A 19309-nucleotide genomic window follows, 5' to 3' on the forward strand; every position below is an offset into this window, starting at 1 on the left:
GCCGCAGACAAGGAGGTCTCGATGATTGCCGACCGCATAATCGAGCAAGGAACACTCACAACCCGCGACGGCCGGGCCGCCGTCGAAGTCCGCATCCCGTGGTACCGCGCGCTCCCCGGCTCCTGCATCGCCGGGGCGGCGCTGACGGTTGACGGCGTGGCCGCACCGGAAGACTCGCTGCGCTGGACCATGAACAACCGCACGTTCAGCTTCGAGGAACTCGTTGACGAGACCGGCGAATGGTGGTTCCCGCTGGATTCTGCCGTCCTGTCCGGCGACCTTCCCGTGCGCGACGACCAGACGGAGCACGAGGTCCGGGTGGACCTGAAGCTCTACATCCCCTACATCATCACCGACCACGGCGTGCTGCACATCGAAGAGCACGACACCAAGACCATGAAGGCGGCACAGCGATGACAAGCCTTGGCACGCCGATCCAGGGCGTCACCCTCTACAGCTTCACCCGGGCCTTCCACGGCCGGCAGTACGACCTCGCAGGCCTCATCCGCAAGGTGGCGGCCGAAGGCTTCGGCCCGGGGCTGGAAGTCATTGGCTTCTCCAGCCTCCGCGGCTTCCCGGACCACATCGACGACAACTTCGTGGGGCAGTTCCGCGACCTGGTGGCAGAAGTGGACCTCATCCCCACATCGCTGGCCGTCAACGTGGACACCGGCATCCGCCGGGACCGGCTTATGAACCACGACGAGCTGGTCGAGTACATGCGCAAGCAGATCGAGGTGGCCGCCCGGCTCGGCTTCCCGATCGCCCGCGTGCAGATCTCGCTGACGCCCGACGCCATGGAAAGCCTGCTGCCCGTGGCCGAGAAGTACGGCGTCACCCTTGCCCTGGAAGTCCATGCGGACCAGCACGGCGCGCACGAGCGGGTCCTCGCACTGCGTGACCGCTACGAAAAGCTTGACTCCCCGCTGCTCGGCTTCACCGCGGACTGGGGTGCCACCGTCACCGGCTTTGCCCCCTCCCTCCTGGAGGCCTACCGCCGTCGCGGCGCCTCAGAGGACCTGCTCCGGCAGGTGGTTGAGCTGTGGAACGGCTTCTATGCAGAAGGACCTCCCAACACCCAGAAGGTCCACGGAGAGCGTTTCGGTGCCTTCATCGGCCTGGCTGCCCGGAACGGCAGGCCGGACCTCGGCATCGATTTCGGCATCAACGGAACGGGCCTTTTCGGTCCTGCGCCGCTGGACACCTGGCTGGAGATCATGCCGTGGGTGCGCCACGTGCACGGCAAGTTCTTCGGGATCGACGAGAACGGCGAAGAGCCCTCCGTGCCGGTGCGTGGCCTGGTCCGGCAGCTCGTGGAGAACGGGTACTCCGGTGCCATCTCCAGCGAATACGAGGGCTGGCACTGGAACAACTGGCAGGACCCGTTCGAGATCATCCGCAGCGAACAGGCCATCCAGCGCTCGGCAGCAGCCGACGCCGGTTCCGCCATGATCACCGATGCCGCCGAAGCCCGCCGCATCCTCAGCAGCCACCTCGCCCAGCCCGTCCGCGGCTGAAACAAAGGAATACGACATGTCAGAAGGCATCGCAGGCTCGGGCATCGAGCTTGGCATCACCCTCTATTCACTCACCTCCGAATTCGCCGCCGGGCTCTACACGCCCGAGACGCTGATACAAGCGGTCGCCGACGAAGGCCTCGGCCCCGGCGTCGAATTCAACATCGCGCAGATGCTGCGCACCTACCCCGACGTCGACAACGACTTCGCGAAACTGTGGCGCGACAGCATGGACCGCTACGGCCTGACCCCCAGCGCCGTGGGCACCAACCTGGACATGGGGCGGCGCAAGGACCGGGACATGACCCCGGATGAGGAGTACGACTTCTTTGCACGGCAGCTGAAGACGGCGAACACCCTCGGCTTCCACAAGATCGTGATCCGCTCCGCCGGCAAGGAGCTGCTCCGCCGGCTGCTGCCCCTGGCCGAAAAGTACGACCAGAAGCTCGGCTACGAAATCCACGCCCCGCAGGGCCCGAACGATCCCAAGATCCTCCAGATCCGCGAAATGTACGAGGAACTGGGAAGCGACCGGCTGGGCTTCACGGCCGACTTCAGCTCCACCATGCACAGCCTCTCGCCCACGCTGTTCCGCACCCTGACGCAGATGGGCCTGCCGGAGGAGCACTTCGCGGTGATGCAGGAGATCTGGCGCAAACCCCTGCCCATGCAGGAGCGCAACCAGGAGTTCGAGGACTACCTGAGGGAGAACAACTTCGATCCCGCCCGGCTGGGCCCGTTCACCCGGCTCGCCTTCAACATGCACGGCCTGGTCCCGCCGGAGGAGTGGCTGGACATCATGCCCCAGATGTTCCACGTGCACGCCAAGTTCTACGACATCGACGAGAACGGCAACGAGCCCGCCATGGACATCCCGCGCATTGTGCGCCAGTTCGTCAAGGGCGGCTACCAGGGCTTCCTGTCCAGCGAGTGGGAGGGACATGCCTTCGCCGATCTGGGCGAATCAGACCCCATCGACCTGGTCAAGAAGCAGCATGCCCTGATGCGCCGCGCCATCGAAGACTCAGTCGTTCCCGCCTAAGGAGGCCCAATGTCTGCCATCGATACCGATCTTGTGGCCGAGGTGGAACGCCTCCGGGGCGAGCTCGCCGAAGCCCTGAAACTGGCCCGCCGGGCCAGCGACCGCGGTGACATCGAGAACCTGTTCAACCGCTACATGTACCTGCACAACGCCTTCGAGGATGAACAGATCATCCCGCTGTGGGTGAAACCTGGGACCCCAGGAATCCGGGCCAGGTACACCAACGCCGGCCAGTACACGGAGTACGACAGCGTCATCCGCTACCACCAGGGCCGCCCCCGGCCCGAGGGAAAGCTGATTTTGCACTACACCACCACCCCGGTCATCGAAGTGGCTGCCGACGGCGAAACCGCCAAGGGTGTCTGGATCATGACCGGCAACGAGTCCGGCCTGACGGACCCGGAAGTGGCCAAGGACAGCCCCGACTACATGTACTCGCCGGGCGAGGTCCAGGGCAAGAAGGTCTGGGCCCATTGGGTGTGGTGCAAATACGCCGTGGACTTCCTGCGCCAGGACGGCGAATGGAAGATCTGGAAGTTCCGCTGCTACGAGCTGCTGCGGGCCCCGTTCGAGGAAAACTGGATCAGCTTCGCCGAGAAGAACCAGTACGCCTTCGCCCTGGACCTGATGTACTTCGGCGACGACGGGAAGCCGGTGTTCATGCCACCCGCCGATGAACCTGTGCCCCACGAATACCACCCGTACAGCCCAACCGCGCGGCAGAGGCTGGATCCACTGCCCCCGGTACCCCACGACACCTTCGTCGATACGTTCAAGTAAGGAAAGCCCATGGCAACTCACAACTCCCTGTTCCAGGACGCCGATGTCCGCAGGCACCCCGAGGGCATTTCGGTCTCCGTGCAACTGCCCTGGTACCGCAGCCTCTGGCTCTCCGCGGTTGACGACGTCGCGGCAACAGTCAACGGGGTGGAGATCCCCAAGGAGTCCCTCCGCTTCGAACTCCAGGGCAAGTCCTACAGCATCGCGGAACTCCCCGAACAATGGGAAACCCTGTGGTTCGTGGCCGACAAACCGGACATCATCATCCCGCTGGACCGAGTCCCCGACGCCGGCGAGGAGATCGACGTCGAGGTTATCCTCACCCTCCGCCTGCTCTACATGCAGATCGCACCCATGCGCTACGTCGGAAACCGGGTGGCGGTTGAGCGCAAGGTGGTGCTGGCATGACCACCCTCCGTGTGGCCATGATCGGTTACGGCTTCATGGGCGCCGCCCACTCACAGGGCTGGCGCACCGCACCGCGGGTGTTCGACCTCCCGGCCGAGCCGGACATGGCGGTGATTGTGGGCCGGAACGCTGAAGCGGTGGCTGCTGCAGCACACAAGTGGGGTTGGGCTGAGGCGGCCACAGACTGGCGTGAGGTGATCATGCGGGACGATATCGACGTCGTCGACATCGTTACCCCCGGCGACTCCCATGCGGAAATAGCGATCGCGGCACTTGAGGCCGGAAAGCACGTCCTGTGCGAGAAGCCGCTGGCAAATACGGTGGCCGAGGCGGAGGCCATGGCGGAGGCGGCTGAACGGGCCGCTGCCCGCGGTGTCCGTGCGATGGTGGGTTTCACCTACCGGCGCGTTCCCGCCGTCACGCTCCTGCGGGACCTTATCGCCGAGGGTGCCGTGGGGACCATCAACCAGGTGCGCGCCTCGTACCGGCAGGACTGGCTGGTGGACCCGAAAATGCCGCTGGCCTGGCGCCTGCAGAAGGAACACGCCGGATCCGGGGCGCTGGGCGACATCGGCGCCCACGCCATCGACCTGGCCCAGTTCGTCACCGGGCTGAACCTGGAGAAGGTGTCCGGAACCATCGACACCATCGTCAGGGAGCGGCCGTTGCTGGACTCAGGCTCCGGCCTGTCCGGCAGGGCCGGTTCCGGCTACGGCCAGGTGACGGTGGACGATATCGCTATCTTCACCGGCCGCTTCGAATCAGGGGCGCTGGCATCATTCGAGGCCTCCCGCTTTGCCACCGGCCGGAAGAACGCGCTGCAGATCGAGGTCTCGGGGGACAAGGGCGCCCTGGCCTTTGACCTCGAGGACCTCAACAGCGTCCAGTTCTATGACCGCACGGTGCCCGGGGACCGCCAGGGTTTCCGGAAGATCCTGGTCACTGAAGCGGTGCACCCCTACGTTTCGGCGTGGTGGCCTGCCGGCCACATGCTCGGCTACGAGCACGGGTTCTCGCACCAGGTCAAGGACCTCGTGGAAGGCATCGTGGGCGGCACCGACCCGCATCCCACGTTCGCTGACGGGCTGAAGGTGCAGCGCGTGCTCGAGGCCGTCGAGCGCAGTTCCGAAAATGATTCCGCCTGGACGCGCGTTGCAGCCGACGTCCCGGCGCAGGTTTCGTAAGAGGGGAAAACAGATGGCACGACCAATCACCTTGTTCACCGGCCAATGGGCCGACCTGCCGTTCGAGGAGGTGGCCCGGCTTGCCGGCGAGTGGGGCTACGACGGACTGGAAATTGCCTGCTGGGGCGACCACCTGGACCCGTGGCGCTGGGACGACGACGCCTACGTGCAAGGAAAACTCGACATCCTGGAACGCCACGGCCTCAAGGTGTGGACCATCTCCAACCACCTCAAGGGCCAGGCCGTGTGCGATGACCCCATCGACGAACGGCACCGCGGCATCCTGCCGGATGTGGTGTGGGGCGACGGCGATCCTGAAGGAGTGCGCCGCCGCGCCGCCGAGGAGATTAAAAATACTGCCCGGCTCGCCGCCAGGCTCGGGGTGAAGACGGTGACAGGCTTCACGGGCTCGTCCATCTGGAAGTACGTGGCCATGTTCCCGCCCGCCTCCGAAAAGATGGTCGACGCCGGCTACCAGGACTTCGCCGACCGTTGGAACCCCATCCTCGACGTGTTCGACGAGGTGGGGGTCCGGTTCGCCCACGAGGTGCATCCGTCCGAGATCGCGTACGACTACTGGACCACCCAGCGTGCCCTCGAGGCGATCGGGCACCGGGAGGCTTTCGGGCTGAACTGGGACCCGAGCCACATGGTGTGGCAGGACATCGATCCGGTGGGCTTCCTGTGGGACTTCAAGGACCGCATCTACCACGTGCACTGTAAGGACACGAAGAAGCGGCTCAGCAACGGGCGCAACGGCCGGTTGTCATCCCACCTGGCGTGGACTGATCCGCGCCGCGGCTGGGATTTTATCTCCACCGGCCACGGCGACGTTCCGTGGGAGGATGCGTTCCGGATGCTTAACTCCATCGGCTACCGCGGCCCCCTGTCTGTGGAGTGGGAGGACGCCGGAATGGACCGGCTGGACGGTGCGCCCGAGGCGCTCGCGTTCGTGCGCCGGCTCTCCAGCTACGAGCCCTCCGCCGCGGCCTTCGACGCCGCCTTCAGCACCAAGTAGCAGCCCGCCACGAATGAGTTGACGGCAGAAACGGCCGGTCCCGGAAACCCCGGGGCCGGCCGTTTCTGCCGTTTGCCCGTTCTTGCCAACCCTCTCTCACTTTCTGCAAGAAATCAGGGATCGCTCTCTCAGCTGATGCGGCATTTTGGCGAACCCTCTACCTGTGACTTTCGGTGATAGATGGCGGTCTTTTTGCGGCGCTATTTGTCACCTGGGCGGCGCTGGTGTTGCTCGCTGGATGGCGCGGTAGACCGTGGAGCGAGCGATGCCGAATAGCTCGGCAATCTCCGTGGTGGTGTGCACCCCGCCTTGATGGAGGCTAACGAGGTGCGCCTCTTGGGCTTTCGAGAGCTTTGGTTGTTTCCCTCGCAGCCGGCCCTTGGCTTTTGCCACTGCCATTCCTTCCCTTGTCCCGGCGCGGATGAGGTCGGCTTCAAACTCGGCAACCATGCCTAAGACGTTGAATAGCAGCTTCCCTCCTGGATCGTGCGGGTCGTAGACGCTGCCGCCTAGGTTGAGGGCGACCCCTTTGCGGGTGAGCTCGTCCGCGACGTCCCTGGCGTCGGGTAGCGACCCGGCGAGGCGATCAAGCTTGGTCACCACAAGGGTGTCACCGCTGCGGCATGCGGCCAAGGCCTTGCCAAGGCCGGGCCGTTCGCGTTGGCTGCCGGTGAATCCGTGATCGACGTAGATAGCGTCGGGATCCACGCCGGCGGCCGCAAGAGCGTCGCGCTGGGCGGTCAGATCTTGAGTGTTGGTGGAGACGCGGGCGTAGCCGATAAACACGGCGCCGAGTGTGGCGTTTAGGGCCCCATGATCGGGCAGTTTTGCGGGCGGGTCTTACGGGAATCTGGTAACCGCGGAACGCCGGGAATCTTGACGCAGGCTAATGGGACGCAACGGCGGCCGGTGGAGGACCGGCTAGCGGGCGCCTGCGGTCGAACGTATTCGAGACGGTATGGATTACTAGTGGAACTTCACCTCCAGGCTCTGTTGTGGGCCGCAACCTGAATCCAGGAACGCTGCCCGGAAGTAAGCTGTGCCAGATAGCAGCGAAGCTGAGGACTACCCCTGTAAACAGCCCGCGTGCAATCGGGGCGACCCTTACAGACAAGGAACGAGTATGTTCGACATCTATAAGCGCGAGTACAAAGATCCACTCTTGGGGCTCAAGTACGTTGCTGACCCAGATCGTCTGGTTACGTTGCAAAGGGTAGCCGGGTTGGCACATCGCCCCGGAGCCGCCTTCAAAATGACTGTCGGGGAGGCAGTTATTCCCTTTGAAGTTACCGGCGACATGTTGACTGATCCTGAAACTGGGCAAGAGTTCATTCTCCGACGGTTTCAGTCTTTCGGGGCCAGTCCTACCGCAAAACTCCTGGGACAGATTGAGCCCTACGAGTTCACTAATGAGGAGACAAGAGCAAGATTCCTCTTGCTTGCGGCAGAGGCGCTGATTGTCTTTGGTTGGAGCTACGACGGCTTCTCTCAAGATGAGGGATTTATCCGCGTAGATGTAGGCGGACGAACACTGACTCTCCGGGACATTGCCCATCCCTGAAGCGCCTACAGTTCGAGTTGAAGTGCCCTCGGCTCAGGGGATTGGTATTGATGCGATCAAAGGTTGGATGATGGGGAACGAAGACGGACGCTCGGATCACGACAACCACCCAGAGGATGCCAGTGAATCTGACTCAGTTGCTCAAATAAGGGTTGGCGCGGGCTGGCATGCTCGCTGCCATTTATACCGCGGATGGACTCGGGAACAAGCCATCGAACGAATGCAATCAGTCGCACCAGGGTTCCCACTCGAAGCTTATGAACGGGAACTCAGCCGGGCGATGGAAATGGCAGAGAAAAGCAGGCAAGACGATCTCCTGCGCCGGCAACTGGAAATTGAGGAAGCCAAGAAACTAGATGTGCTGAACGCAGTATTCGTCCTATACCTCCTTAATACGAGATACGGCAGCCACTACGTCGAGGATGGCTTGGGCTATATCGACATACAGCATGAACTGGGCAGCACTTTCTCATCACAGGAGATCGAAACGGCCAAGCACAAAACGCAGGATGTCATCGAATACGCCTCGAACCTAGTGTGGCGCTCCTGGGATGGCCCCCACTTGGAAGATCTGCGGGCCAAGTTTCCCGAGTGCAACGACAACAACCTTTCAGCAACTATCGGGCACGCGTACTGGCTCAACCGATAGCCAGTCCCATAAAGAATCACTGCTGAATCGCGTGCAGCTTATCGGTGTTCCCAGAGCAATCTGCTGATGATCAGATTAAGTCCGGCACGATCGACTTCTGGATGGGTGTCTGCCCAGGCCTTCAGCGCGTCATAGTATTCGCCGAGGAGAGGTCCGCCCGGGTCGGGCACGCTTTGCGCTTCTTTGTTGAGGGCGCCGCTGGCTGCTATGAATTTCTGGCCTCGCTCTGTGCCGAATTCCTCCAGGAATCGCTCATCCCCGGTTGGCACCTGTTCCCCGGCTTTGGGCGCCGGGTCCTCTCTGTACTGACGCCATGCTTCACGGTGGGCTTTCAGTGCTGCACTAAGTTCTTTGTCGACGCCCCCTCGCAGTCGTTCTACCCGGTGCTCGGGGGTCTCTTCCTTGTAAGGGTCCATGTTGGGCAAGGGGTCGCTGTTCAGTGCGTGTTCACCGACGTTGTGTCGATTTCGGCGGCCGATCAAGTGACCGATCCCGTTGCCGAAAACTACTCCGACTGCGATCCAGGGCAGCTGCCGCATCAGCAAGGTGAGTAACGAGCCGACCAGCAGGCCGAGAACCATGCCCTGATCAACTGGATCCAAGGAGCGCCAGGCGCCTTCCTTGAACACCCGTCGTCGACGAACCACCGGATCAGCCGCTTTCGCGGGCGCGGTCAGTTAGCACGTAGATATCCTCCCGCTGAGCAAATGACGGACCGGGCTTTCGAGATCGTCGATAACAGTATGCCCGGTATCTCTCACTTCCTAGGATTGCGCGTTGAGGGATCCTTCACCGTGCTACACGAAGGATCTAACTAGCCGGTCCAAAGCGATAAAAGCTAAGCGGCCGACGCCTACAAGCACCAGGGCGCTTGCGACCAAAATCAGGTGACAGCAAAAGAGTGCAAAGCCTATTCCGAGCGTGGTGAGAAACACCAGGTTCATGGCAACTGTCGTGGTGATGTCCATCAGCTGCCTAGGAGCCGGCGCTCGTGGGCGAAGGCGACCAATTGCAGGCGGGTGCGTAACGTCAGCTTGTCCAGGACGCTGCGCAAGTGGCTCTTAATAGTGGCCTCGGAAACAAAGAGAGCTTCGGCCATCACCGCGTTACTGAGCCCTTTGGCGGCGAGCAGGAAAACGTCTCGTTCTCGCGGTGAGAGGACGCTGAGGACTGACAGGTCCGGGTCGGCAGGTTGGCTTTGGCCGGCGTGCGCGAACAGGGAATGCACAGAGCCGGGCGCTATCACTGAATAGCCTGAGTGGACGGTCCTTATAGCTGCTAGCAAGAACTCGGGTTCGGCGCTTTTGAGCAGATACCCGCTGGCACCTGCCTGAACGGCGTCTACGACGGACTTATCCCTGTTGAAGGTAGTAAGGGCGATGATCCTTGGCCGGTCGGTGTTGTTCGCGTCCGCCCACTCAATGATGTGCCGGATGGCGGTAACACCGTCCATGACAGGCATGCGCAGGTCCATCAGCATCACGTCCGGGCGCCTCTCGGTAGCCAGTGCGACAGCTTCCTTGCCATCGCTGGCTTCCCCGCAGAACTCCATGTCGCTCTGGCTTTCGATCAACATCTGGATCCCGGCCCTGAACAGCGGCTGGTCATCGACCAGTGAAACTTTGATGCCGGCTGCCGCGTCAGACACGATCCTTATCTCCTACCGCTGCAGGATGATCCTTGCCACTGAGTATTGATTCACCGGTGCTGGTGCCTTCGCCGGCAGGCCGCTCATCACCGGTCCGGTAGGGAATGAACACCGCTACCCGGAATTCCTCCCCGTCTTGCCCTGCTGACAGCCAGCCCCCTGCCAAGTGGGCGCGTTCCCTCATCCCAGGGAGACCCCTTCCCAACCGTTCCGATTCCAAGGAGCCTTGATCTCCCTGCAGAGTGCTTTTCGTCCCTGATGCCACATGCAGTGTCAGGCCCGGTCCGCTCCAGTCGAAATGCGCTCTTACCGCGGTCCCCTGCCCTCCGTGCTTAAGGGCATTAGTCAGGCACTCCTGAACAATCCGGAAGACAGCAACCTGCTGCCCGTCCGACAGGGCCGCCGGGCTCGCAGCTTCGGTGACGGTGATCTTCAGGCTGTCCTGCATCCCCTCAATCAGGGGCTTGATGTCACTGAGTCGCGGCTGCGGAGTCGCCTGGCCGTCCTCCCGGACTCCCTCGATGACGCGCTGGGCGTCGATGAGAGCGGTACGGGCAGATCCGGCGATATTCTCCAATGCATTGAGCACGGGCTTTGGCTGGTCAGCGCTCAAATATCGCGTTCCGTCGGCCTGAGCCGCGATAACCGCCAGAGAATGAGCGAGAACATCATGAAGGTCCCTGGCTATCCGGGTCCTCTCCTGTTCAACGATCAGGTCCACCTCAGTTTCCTTAAGAGTGTTCTGGGCCAGCTCTCTGGAGCGGAACAGATGGCCGCGTTCCTGGTAAAGGGCAAGAACGAGACCAATGACGTAAAAGGCTGCAGCAACCAAAGCAAGCACCGAGAAGACCTGCCACCCGTACCTGCGCAGAAGGAAGCTGTCCCCGCCCTCCATGGGGTAGAGCCAGCCAACACCCCCGCCGTACCTCCACGAAATCAGCAGGAACGTCATAACCCCGGCGAACACCAAATTTCCCAGTCCTGCGATGATGCGCATTCGGCGACCTGCGGTCCAGACGATAAACCCCAGCGCAATGAAGGATCCGAAGTAGATGGGCCAGTGATTCGCGTACATCGCCGGGATATCATGTGTCAGCTGCCCTGCGAGAAGCGCCGCCACCAGCGCTAGAGAGACCAAAGGCTGCCACACGGCTACACCAATGGCCAGGGTAGTCAGCACAAGCGGCCAAGTCCCGGACCAGGTGAACAAGCCGGCGTTGCCCACTGCTCCGTTCGGTCCAACGCCACTCATACGGCCGGCTTCAGCAACACACCACAAGGAGAAGAACACGACAGCCGCCACAGGAGCGCCCCAACGCCGTCCAAAGTTCAAAACTGGTTCCATGCCTGTCACACTATCCACCGCAACGAACCCGCCCTGTCGGGACCTCGAAATATCCACCTAGAAGCCAACAACATTCATCCCCAGGGCTAACCATGCGATGCTCGGACCCGTCGAAGGCCACGTGTTGCGACGTCCGTGATAGAGCGTTGCCTTAGCCACCGAGAGTCTGGGCCGCCGGCACTGCGTCCGCGAGTGCTGCCCCTGCCAGTGCGAGGTGGCTGCGCGTCATCTCCGTGGGGTCATCCTGCAGCCACTCGTGGCCTCCCCACTCACTGGTGAGCGTGCCGCTGAAGCCGTTCCGGCACAGGAGGCCGCCCAGGTCCCGCAGCGGCCGTGAAACCCGCCCGCCGTCGTCGTCCAGGTCCCAGAACTTGAGGTGGAAGGCGCCCACCAGGGGCAGGATGTCCTGCAGCTCCGAGGCATCGCTGCGGCCAAAGCGGATGAGCAGGTTCATGTAGAGGGTGTGGATCCGCGGTGGCACGTTGCCTGAACGGAGCAGGGCTGTGACGGCTTCATGAGTGGCGGGATCGAGCCACTCATTCTCAAGGCGGGCCATGAGTTCCGTGGCTATGCCGCCCTGCCACAGTTCTTCGAGGTAGGTGACCGGAAGTGCAGGCATCAGCATGCTGATATCCACGAGGACCCGTACACGGTCATCTGCAAGCCCGGCAATGACTTCCAGGGCAGGTTCGACGGCGGGACTTCCGGGAGCCTGCTGCCCCTGGATTTCCTCGTACAGCACCAGGTCCAGTTCGTGCAGCAGCGGCCGCACCCGCGCGAGGAGGTCCACGCCCGCCTGCCCGATCGGCAGCCTGACACCGCTCGCGCCAACCCGATGGGCGGCCCGCAGCTGCGGGACCAGGAAGTCCAGGCGCTCCTGCAGGGACCGGGGACGGGCTGGTGGGGTGAAGTCGTCCAGGCTGGCGCCAACAATGCTGATGCGGCCGCCTTTGGCCGCCAGGGACTCCCGCAGGCCATCTACTTCACCGCCTTCCGGTGAGGGAAATGACCGCCACACCAGGCCGGGTTCCAGCTCAACTGTCTTCGCAGCGGTGTCGGCAATGTCCGCAACTATGTCCTGGGCTGTCCTGCGGGCAGCAATGATTTCCGGAGCCCAGTTGAAGGTGCTGGCGCAAAAGGTCCAGCTGCCGGGAAGTTCAGAAGCCATAGGGCGTCTTCCCCTTTATGCTAGTTAGCGACAAACTTATGTCTGTTTCAGAATAAAGGATGGAAGCCATGTTGGAAACCGCCTTGCGCGAAGATGCGCTGACCGCTGTTCCGGGGGGATTTGAGCTGCGGCTTGGCCTGCCATGGATCCGCTCCATGCCCCTGTCCAGCATTGCCGGGCTGTCCGTGGCGGTGGACGGCGTCGGTGTCGAGCCGGGGGAGTTGTCGGTGATGTTGGGGCCGCGGCGCGTCCATCCCGCGGCCCTGCAGGCGGAGCCCGGCTGGTGGTTCGTGCAGGACAGGCTCGTCCTGGAGGGCCAGCGCAAACTCTCGAGGGGGCCGCATGACGTCGCCGTCGACCTCCTGCTGATGGTGCCGTACCTGCAGGCCCGCCCCGGCTCTCCACTGGTCCTGCCGTTCCATCTGGAGGCCCGGCTTGGGCTTGACCGGGTACCGGTTCCAAGCGTGTCGCGCGATGTCGCCTGAAATTACCGCTGCGTAGCTGCGGACCTAGGCGGGGACGGACATGCGTTCCGGCGATGGCCGTCCGTCGGCGAACCAGCGCGGGAAGGTGACATCAAACAGCTGCTCGCGGGCCAGTTCGGCTCCGCCGCGCAGCGGCTCCCGCTCATCATTCACCGAGAGGGTGATGGTGAGGTCCCGCGTGGCAAGGGGCAGCGACAGTTCGTAGACGCGCTGCCGCACTTCGGCGAGGAAAACTTCACCGGCCGAGCCCATGGCCCCGCCGATGACAATCACGCTGGGGTTGAACATGTTCACCAGCGCAGATATCGTCTCGCCGGCTACCCGGGCCGATTTCTGGACGAGGGAGATCGCCAGTGCGTCCCCGGCCTGGGCTGCGAGGGTGATCTCCTCCAGTGACAGCCCGCCCTTCCTGGCCGCCGCAGCAAGTGTGGTGTTGGCGCCGTCCTTGATGGCCTCTTCTGCGTCCCGCACCAGGGCCCAGCCGCCAGCCACCGCCTCCAGGCAGCCGATCTTGCCGCAGCGGCATTGGGCATCCGAATCCGAAACCCGGACATGGCCGATATCACCTGCCGCGCCATTGGCGCCACGATGGATCCTGCCCTTCGACAGCAGGCCGGCTCCGATGCCCGAGCCGATTTTGCAGTAGATGAGGTCCACCAGGGAGTCGCGCCGGCGGGCGCGTTCGCCAAGGGCCAGCAGGTTGGAATCGTTGTCCACCCACACGGGGGCATGAAAGCGCTCCTCAAACGGAGTCCGGACATCGAAACCGTTCCAGCCGGGCATGATCGGCGGTGCCACCGGGTGGCCTGTGGCGAAGTCGACCGGGCCGGGCAGTCCCACCACCACGCTCCAGACGGGCACGTCGGGATGCTTCTTGAGCACCTCGTCGACGAGGGCCATCACGGCGTCGATGGTCTTCTCAGGTCCCTGGGCAATGTCCCAGTGACGGTGCACGTGGTCCACGACGTCGCCATCAAGCGCCGCTATACCCACCCGGATATGGGCCGCCCCAAGCGCGCAGATGATGATCCGCCCCTGCTCGGCCCGGAAGCGCAGCGTGCGCGGTGCGCGGCCACCGGATGAGGCGCCGAATTCACCCTCGCCGAGGAAGCCGATCGAAATGGCCTGGTCAACGCGCTGACTCACAACGCCCCTGCCCAGGCCGGTGACCTTTCCGATTTCGGGGCGGGTGGTGGCTTCACCCGTCCGCACCAGGTTGACGATTCGAAGCAGGCTGGTCACTTCGTCCGTCTGTGCCCCAAAGCGGAGGGTGGAGTCTGTCGTCATGGCAACAATTCTCACACATTGCGGCGCACTAAGGTGCAGGTTTGCCAGGACTATCGCTAAAACCTTCCCGACTTATGAATAATAAAGACATAAGAAAGGGGCGACCATGCCTTGGAACGTTGGGATTCTTGGGGCAGGGCCGGGTGTCGCCGCCCTTCACCTGCCGGTGTTGGGGCGGCTTGCAGGCGTGTTCAGCGTGGTGCACATTGCGGATGCCGGCAGCGGCAGGGCCCGGGGGCTGGCCGAACGGGTCGGCGCCCGCTGGTCAGAAGGAGAAGCGGAGGTGCTGGCGGATCGCAGTGTGGATGCGGTGCTGATCTGCAGCCCGCCAGCTGACCACGCACGCCAGATCCTTGCCGCGCTGGCAGCGGGTAAGCGCGCCATTTTCTGTGAAAAGCCGCTGGCCACCAGCCGAGTGGAAGCGGAGGACGTCATCCTGGCCTGCCGGACTGCCGGTGCTGTCCTCCTGGTAGGAACGAACCACCTGTTTGATGCCGCGTGGGGGCGGGCGAAGCACCACCTTGTGGCCCTGGAGGGCAGGGTGCAGGCCATCTCCGTGACTCTGGCGCTTCCGCCGAACGACAGATACCACCGGCTGGTCGCCGAAGGCGGTCCCTTCCAGGCGGGCAGGCGGGGGCGACCCGACCTTGGTGACCCTTCCGTGGCGGCCGGGGTCCTGAGGCAGTTGTTGACTGGTCTTGCGGTCCATGATCTTCCGGCGGTGCGGGACATCGCGCCGGGCATTGACGAAGTGGTCTATGCGAGGCTGGCTCCGCCCATCGGCTACCTCGTGGGGTATCGGGCCGGCGGCGTCCTGGTCCAGTTGGCGCTCACCATGCTTCCGGCGGGTCCCGATGCCCTGTGGAGGATGAGCATCTGCACGTCCCACGACCGGCTCGAGGTGAATTTCCCACCTGCCTTTGTCCATGCGGGAAGCGCCGCCATCCGGGTGCGAAGCGTGGATGGGCAATGGACGGAGTACCGGCGCGATGAGGAAGACGGCTATGTGACCGAATGGCGCCTGTTTGCCTCTCTCCTTGAAGGGGATGCCCCGGTGGAGTACGACGAACTGCTGGCTGACGCGCACTATGCGATCGACCTTGCCGACGCTGCAGCCGCCAAAATGCTTGAAGGAGTGCGGCAGTGAACCGGGTCCGCGTCTTCACGAAGCTGCCTGAATATGCCGCTGCAGCGGCGGAACTTCCCGTCAGTGCCGCACTTGCCGGTGACGGGAGGGGCGCCGTGGTTGTTGTCCCGGGATCGGGAGATTGGTGGAACGCCATGCTTGCTGCCGCGGCCGGGGGAGCTGCGGCTGTGGTGGTTGCCCAACCTGCGGTGCTTCGGCAGGGGGATGTTGGGGCTTTCCCCTGGCCCGGCGATATTCCGGTGGCTGTGGAGCGTCCCCGCCTGCGTCCCGATGTTGTTGCTGATGCCCTCCGGGCGCGTCGTGGCACCCCGCCCGGCCTGGTAACTGTCGACTGTGCGGCCCCCTCCGCGGCCCTGGACAGCGTCATCCTCGATGGCCTCGGCTGGGCACGGTTCCTTGCTGGAGGATCCTTGACCTTCCGGGCCGGTCTTGCCGCGGCCCAGGGCAGGATGGCGCTCCTGGATTCGGCGGAACCAGCCGGCTCCGGCGGCGGATCGGTTCCCGCCACGCTGGCAGCCACACCCATTGGCGGGCGCCAGTCGGGAGGCCTGCTCCAGGTGTTGGCCCTCGGCGAGGTGCGGTCCGAAATTACGGTGGACCAGCCCGCGGGGCTGACCCGGGTAGAGACCTGCACTGAGGAAGGCGCGCTGAGGGCTCCCGAACGGTACGAATCGTCAGCCCGGCTGGCTCTCCGCCGGGCCATCGAGGCCTGCTGGTCGGGTGCGCCGGTGCCGGACCTGGATGAGCTGGCCGAAGACCAGGCCCTTGCCCGGACGCTGCTTGAGGCGTAGCCGATGGGCCTCGACCGAACGTCCATTCCTGACATACTTATGTTGTTTTCTGACTAAAGTGGGCTATGATGGTAACGGCGCCGGGGTTCCCCGCGGACCCGTTCTCCGTCGTGATGGTGCGCCGGAGGCACACCACGTCGCGTCGACGGCCCGATCGTTCGGGCAGATCACTATGCCACTTTCGCCTGTAAGACTCCGCCTCCTCGTTGCCTCCCTGTTGACTGTCTCCTTCCTGGGGGCGCTGGACCATACAGTGGTGTCCACGTCCCTGGCCACCATCGCCGGTGAGCTCGGCGCCCTCAAACTCATGAGCTGGGTTGTGGTGGGCTACACGCTGGCCAGCACCGTACTGCTGCCCGTGCTGGGGAAACTCGGAGACGTCCTGGGCGCCCGCCGGATCTTCCTCGCATCGCTGGTGATGTTCCTGGCGTCTTCCCTGGCCTGCGGCTTTGCCACCGATATGGCCTGGCTCATCGCCGCCCGCATCCTGCAGGGCATGAGCTCCGCCGGCCTGCAGCTGATGTCCCAAACCATCATTGCCCGCGTGACCACCCAACGTGAACGGCCGCGCTACATGGCGATCATCGGCGCAGCGTTTCCCATCGCCATCCTGGTTGGCCCCGTCCTGGGTGGTGCCATCACCGATTACTGGGGCTGGCAGTGGGTCTTCTGGATTAATATCCCCGTAGGGGCCGCAGCCCTGGCGCTCGCGCTGTTTGCCGTTCCGCACCTGGAGCCGGGACCCGCGCCCCGCCGCTTCGATGTTGCCGGGTCGGTTGTTTTCACCGCAGCCCTGGTGGCCCTGGTACTGGCCGCCACGTGGGCGGCCGAACGAAGCTCCGGGCCGGCCACCGCCGTGGCGCTGGCAGCCAGCATCCTTGGCTTCATCGCGTTCTTCCTGATCGAGCGCGGAGCTGCCGAGCCCATCGTGCCGCTGCATTTCTTCGCCAACCGGACGATAGCTGCCGGCACGGCGCTCTCGGCGATCATCGGCGTCGGGCTCTTCTCCATCACTGCCTACCTTCCCACGTACTTCCAGATGGCGTACCAGACCACCGCCACCGTGTCAGGCCTCGTGCCCATCGCCACGGTCTTCGGCATGCTGATCAGCAACCTGCTCACCGGCTGGTTGGCCAGCCGCACGGGACGGTACCGCATCTTTCCGATCCTGGGGACCATGCTGGGAGCCGCTGGGTTGTTTGTGATGGCCGGGCTGCCCGCGGGCCTTCCGCTGTGGGCTCCCATGATTGTCATGGGCGTTGTTGGCATGGGCACGGGCGCGTTCATGAGCCTGATCGTTGCCGTGGTCCAGGGCGCTGCCCCGGCACACCAGACCGGCACCATCACCGCCACCATCAACCTCGTGCGGCAAGTGGGGTCAACGGTGGCGACGGCGGTCATCGGCGGGGTGATCGGCTCCGGGGTGGCGCCACTCCTGCCAGCCGGGCTGGACGCCTCCACGCTGACCCCGCAGCTGGTCCATGCTGCGGCACCGGATGTGCAGGCCAGCGTTGCCCAGATCTACGGAACCGTCTTTACCCCTATCTTCATTGCCCTGGCGGCCGCTTATGCCTTGGGAATTGTTGCGGCGGTCCTGCTTCCCCACGGCCGTCTTTCCGACGAGCCAATTCCCGTTTCCCATACCCCTTCCGAAAAACTCTCGGCCTGATTTCAAAGGAGACATCATGTCCAATCCCACTATCGCCATTGTCGGCAGCGGACCCATCGGATCCGCCTATGCCCGCGTGCTCCTGGAACAGGTCCCCAGCGCACGGGTGGTCATGTTCGAGGCCGGACCGCAGCTGACGGACGTTCCCGGCGAGAGCGTGCGCAACATCGCCGACCCCGCCGAGAAAGCACGTGCCAGGGAAATGTCGCAGGGGCCGCAGGCGGGGGAGTTCCGGGAATCCCTCGGCATTCCTGCTGCCACAGTCACCGAGGGCATGTTCACGGCACGGCAGGGCACCCACCTGCTGGATTTCGGCGGAACGGGCTCCGCCCACGCTTCCTCCTTCCCGGCAGCGGCTGCGGCCACCAACGTGGGGGGCCAGGGTGCGCACTGGACCTGCGCGACGCCGTCGCCCGCCTTCAGCGAGAAGATCCCCTTCATCGCGGATGACGAATGGGACGGACTGATTGAGGAAGCCAAGCAGCTCCTGCACGTCCACAGCGCCGCGTTCGCCGACTCGAAAGTCGGCGAGGCCATCCGGTCCCTCCTGGACGAGGAATTCGGTGCGGAACTGCCGGCAGGCTACGGCGTGGGCACCCTTCCGGTGGCCGGGGACCCGCAGCCTGACGGGTCCGTGCGCTGGGCGGGGGCCGACGTCGTCCTCGGCCCGCTGATCGACAAGGACAGCCCGTTGGCCAAGCGGTTCGAACTCCGCGACCTGACTCTGGTCCGCCGCGTGGAACTGGACGGAAAGCGGGTGACCGGCGTGACGGTCCAGGACCTCCGGACGGGGGAGCAGTCCTTCGTGGCAGCAGACCTCGTGGTGGTGGCCGCGGATGCCTTCCGTTCGCCGCAGCTGCTGTGGGCCTCCGGGGTCCGGCCGGCGGCGCTTGGCCACTACCTGACCGAACACCCTGTGGTGATCTCCACGGTGGCGCTCGACGCCGAAAAGATGCAGCGCTACGCCACGGAGGAGGACCTGAAAGCCGAACTGGCCCGGCGGGCGCAGAATCCCGCAGACCCGGTAGCGGCTGTGAACCGCATCCCGTTCTCGGAGCCTGAGCACCCGTTCTCGGTGCAGGTGATGTACACCGAGAACACGCCGTTCCCCATGGAACCGGGTACGCCGTACTCGGAGAACCGCTGGGGCTACGTGAACATGGGCTACGGCATGCGCAAGCACCCCCGCTTCGAGGACGCCGTCACATTCGATGACACCGAGTCCGACTACCGCGGCTTCCCGAACATGACCATCGACTACGCGCTCACCGAACGCGAAGAAGCCGAGATCGCCGAGGCCACCGAGAGGCTGCGGCGTGCTGGCAAGGCGCTGGGCGTTTTTGTTGCCGAACCAAGGCTGATGCCCAACGGCTCGAGCCTGCACTACCAGGGCACCATGCGCATGGGGGAGACCGACGACGGTACCTCCGTGGCCGATCCGTGGTCCCAGGTGTGGGGCTACGAGAACCTGGTGGTGGGCGGCAACGCGCTCATCCCGACAGCAACGGCCATGAACCCGACGCTGATGAGTGTGGCCATCGCTGTCCGCGGTGCCCGGAAGGTTGCCGGGGAGCTGGGTCCAAGGAGCGAATAAGGCTACCTTTTGCGGG

At 64.0% G+C, this 19309-nt stretch carries 21 protein-coding genes; 14 read left to right on the top strand and 7 right to left on the bottom strand.

What is annotated here, in order from left to right; genetic code table 11:
- The first annotated feature begins 21 nt into the window (after positions 1–21).
- The 7 genes from FHJ30_RS00750 to FHJ30_RS00780 are packed head-to-tail and all read left to right on the top strand — an operon-like array spanning position 22 to position 5949.
- On the top strand, positions 22–417 hold the full coding sequence (locus FHJ30_RS00750; RefSeq protein ID WP_139027362.1) for a DUF6379 domain-containing protein: 396 nt from the start codon (positions 22–24) through the stop codon (positions 415–417).
- A complete protein-coding gene (locus FHJ30_RS00755) occupies positions 414–1517 on the top strand; it encodes a sugar phosphate isomerase/epimerase (protein ID WP_139027363.1) in 1104 nt (367 codons plus the stop codon). Before FHJ30_RS00750 ends, FHJ30_RS00755 begins: the two co-directional genes overlap by 4 nt.
- A gap of 16 nt (positions 1518–1533) precedes the next feature.
- Entirely contained in the window at positions 1534–2559 is a 1026-nt protein-coding gene (locus tag FHJ30_RS00760; protein WP_139027364.1) for a sugar phosphate isomerase/epimerase, read from the top strand.
- 9 nt (positions 2560–2568) lie between these two features.
- The gene (locus FHJ30_RS00765; RefSeq protein ID WP_139027365.1) at positions 2569–3339 is read left to right on the top strand and encodes a nuclear transport factor 2 family protein; all 771 of its coding nucleotides are present in this window, start codon (positions 2569–2571) and stop codon (positions 3337–3339) included.
- Between the two features lie 9 nt (positions 3340–3348).
- A complete protein-coding gene (locus FHJ30_RS00770; protein ID WP_120692592.1) occupies positions 3349–3747 on the top strand; it encodes a DUF6379 domain-containing protein in 399 nt (132 codons plus the stop codon).
- Positions 3744–4931, top strand: coding sequence for a Gfo/Idh/MocA family protein (locus FHJ30_RS00775; RefSeq protein WP_139027366.1), 1188 nt, complete (start codon positions 3744–3746; stop codon positions 4929–4931). The genes FHJ30_RS00770 and FHJ30_RS00775 overlap by 4 nt, the downstream gene beginning before the upstream one ends.
- Before the next feature lie 13 nt (positions 4932–4944).
- Positions 4945–5949, top strand: coding sequence for a sugar phosphate isomerase/epimerase (locus FHJ30_RS00780; RefSeq protein ID WP_139027367.1), 1005 nt, complete (start codon positions 4945–4947; stop codon positions 5947–5949).
- A gap of 207 nt (positions 5950–6156) precedes the next feature.
- Here the strand turns inward: FHJ30_RS00780 and FHJ30_RS00785 are convergent, their stop codons facing one another.
- Positions 6157–6735 carry a recombinase family protein gene (locus FHJ30_RS00785; protein ID WP_240793536.1) on the bottom strand — a complete coding sequence of 193 codons (579 nt, stop codon included), beginning with the start codon at positions 6733–6735 and terminating at the stop codon, positions 6157–6159.
- Between the two features lie 337 nt (positions 6736–7072).
- Here FHJ30_RS00785 and FHJ30_RS00790 point away from each other — a divergent pair, with 337 nt between their 5' ends.
- Together FHJ30_RS00790 and FHJ30_RS00795 are read left to right on the top strand one after the other, a co-directional pair.
- Complete coding sequence (locus FHJ30_RS00790) at positions 7073–7510, top strand: hypothetical protein (RefSeq protein WP_139027369.1); 438 nt, start codon at positions 7073–7075, stop codon at positions 7508–7510.
- A 22-nt stretch (positions 7511–7532) separates the two neighbouring features.
- A complete protein-coding gene (locus FHJ30_RS00795) occupies positions 7533–8159 on the top strand; it encodes a hypothetical protein (protein WP_139027370.1) in 627 nt (208 codons plus the stop codon).
- Positions 8160–8197: 38 nt separating this feature from the next.
- Here FHJ30_RS00795 and FHJ30_RS00800 read toward each other — a convergent pair whose 3' ends face one another.
- The 5 genes from FHJ30_RS00800 to FHJ30_RS00815 all read right to left on the bottom strand — a co-directional run bounded on the left by FHJ30_RS00800 (position 8198) and on the right by FHJ30_RS00815 (position 12320).
- A complete protein-coding gene (locus tag FHJ30_RS00800; RefSeq protein ID WP_139027371.1) occupies positions 8198–8761 on the bottom strand; it encodes a hypothetical protein in 564 nt (187 codons plus the stop codon).
- 195 nt (positions 8762–8956) lie between these two features.
- Complete coding sequence (locus FHJ30_RS21500) at positions 8957–9127, bottom strand: hypothetical protein (RefSeq protein WP_205677025.1); 171 nt, start codon at positions 9125–9127, stop codon at positions 8957–8959.
- Complete coding sequence (locus FHJ30_RS00805; RefSeq protein ID WP_139027372.1) at positions 9127–9807, bottom strand: response regulator transcription factor; 681 nt, start codon at positions 9805–9807, stop codon at positions 9127–9129. Before FHJ30_RS00805 ends, FHJ30_RS21500 begins: the two co-directional genes overlap by 1 nt.
- Positions 9800–11152 (bottom strand): sensor histidine kinase, encoded by a 1353-nt coding sequence (locus FHJ30_RS00810; protein WP_139027373.1) that lies wholly within the window; start codon positions 11150–11152, stop codon positions 9800–9802. Before FHJ30_RS00810 ends, FHJ30_RS00805 begins: the two co-directional genes overlap by 8 nt.
- Before the next feature lie 151 nt (positions 11153–11303).
- Positions 11304–12320 carry a restriction endonuclease subunit R gene (locus tag FHJ30_RS00815; RefSeq protein WP_139027374.1) on the bottom strand — a complete coding sequence of 339 codons (1017 nt, stop codon included), beginning with the start codon at positions 12318–12320 and terminating at the stop codon, positions 11304–11306.
- Between the two features lie 68 nt (positions 12321–12388).
- Here FHJ30_RS00815 and FHJ30_RS00820 point away from each other — a divergent pair, with 68 nt between their 5' ends.
- Positions 12389–12805, top strand: coding sequence for a DUF6379 domain-containing protein (locus tag FHJ30_RS00820; RefSeq protein ID WP_139027375.1), 417 nt, complete (start codon positions 12389–12391; stop codon positions 12803–12805).
- A 24-nt stretch (positions 12806–12829) separates the two neighbouring features.
- On the opposite strand, the gene FHJ30_RS00825 is transcribed toward FHJ30_RS00820, so the two are convergent.
- A complete protein-coding gene (locus tag FHJ30_RS00825) occupies positions 12830–14092 on the bottom strand; it encodes an ROK family protein (RefSeq protein WP_139027376.1) in 1263 nt (420 codons plus the stop codon).
- Between the two features lie 106 nt (positions 14093–14198).
- Between FHJ30_RS00825 and FHJ30_RS00830 the strand changes: the two genes are divergently transcribed.
- From FHJ30_RS00830 to FHJ30_RS00845, 4 genes are all read left to right on the top strand, one after another.
- Positions 14199–15239, top strand: a complete 1041-nt coding sequence (locus FHJ30_RS00830; RefSeq protein WP_139027377.1) for a Gfo/Idh/MocA family protein — start codon at positions 14199–14201, stop codon at positions 15237–15239.
- Complete coding sequence (locus FHJ30_RS00835; RefSeq protein ID WP_139027378.1) at positions 15236–16030, top strand: hypothetical protein; 795 nt, start codon at positions 15236–15238, stop codon at positions 16028–16030. The genes FHJ30_RS00830 and FHJ30_RS00835 overlap by 4 nt, the downstream gene beginning before the upstream one ends.
- A gap of 172 nt (positions 16031–16202) precedes the next feature.
- The gene (locus FHJ30_RS00840) at positions 16203–17699 is read left to right on the top strand and encodes an MFS transporter (protein ID WP_139027379.1); all 1497 of its coding nucleotides are present in this window, start codon (positions 16203–16205) and stop codon (positions 17697–17699) included.
- 16 nt (positions 17700–17715) lie between these two features.
- Entirely contained in the window at positions 17716–19293 is a 1578-nt protein-coding gene (locus tag FHJ30_RS00845) for a GMC oxidoreductase (RefSeq protein ID WP_139027380.1), read from the top strand.
- The last annotated feature ends 16 nt before the right edge of the window (positions 19294–19309 follow it).

The sequence above is a fragment of the Arthrobacter sp. BB-1 genome (genome assembly GCF_006151685.1).
Lineage (GTDB): Bacteria > Actinomycetota > Actinomycetes > Actinomycetales > Micrococcaceae > Arthrobacter.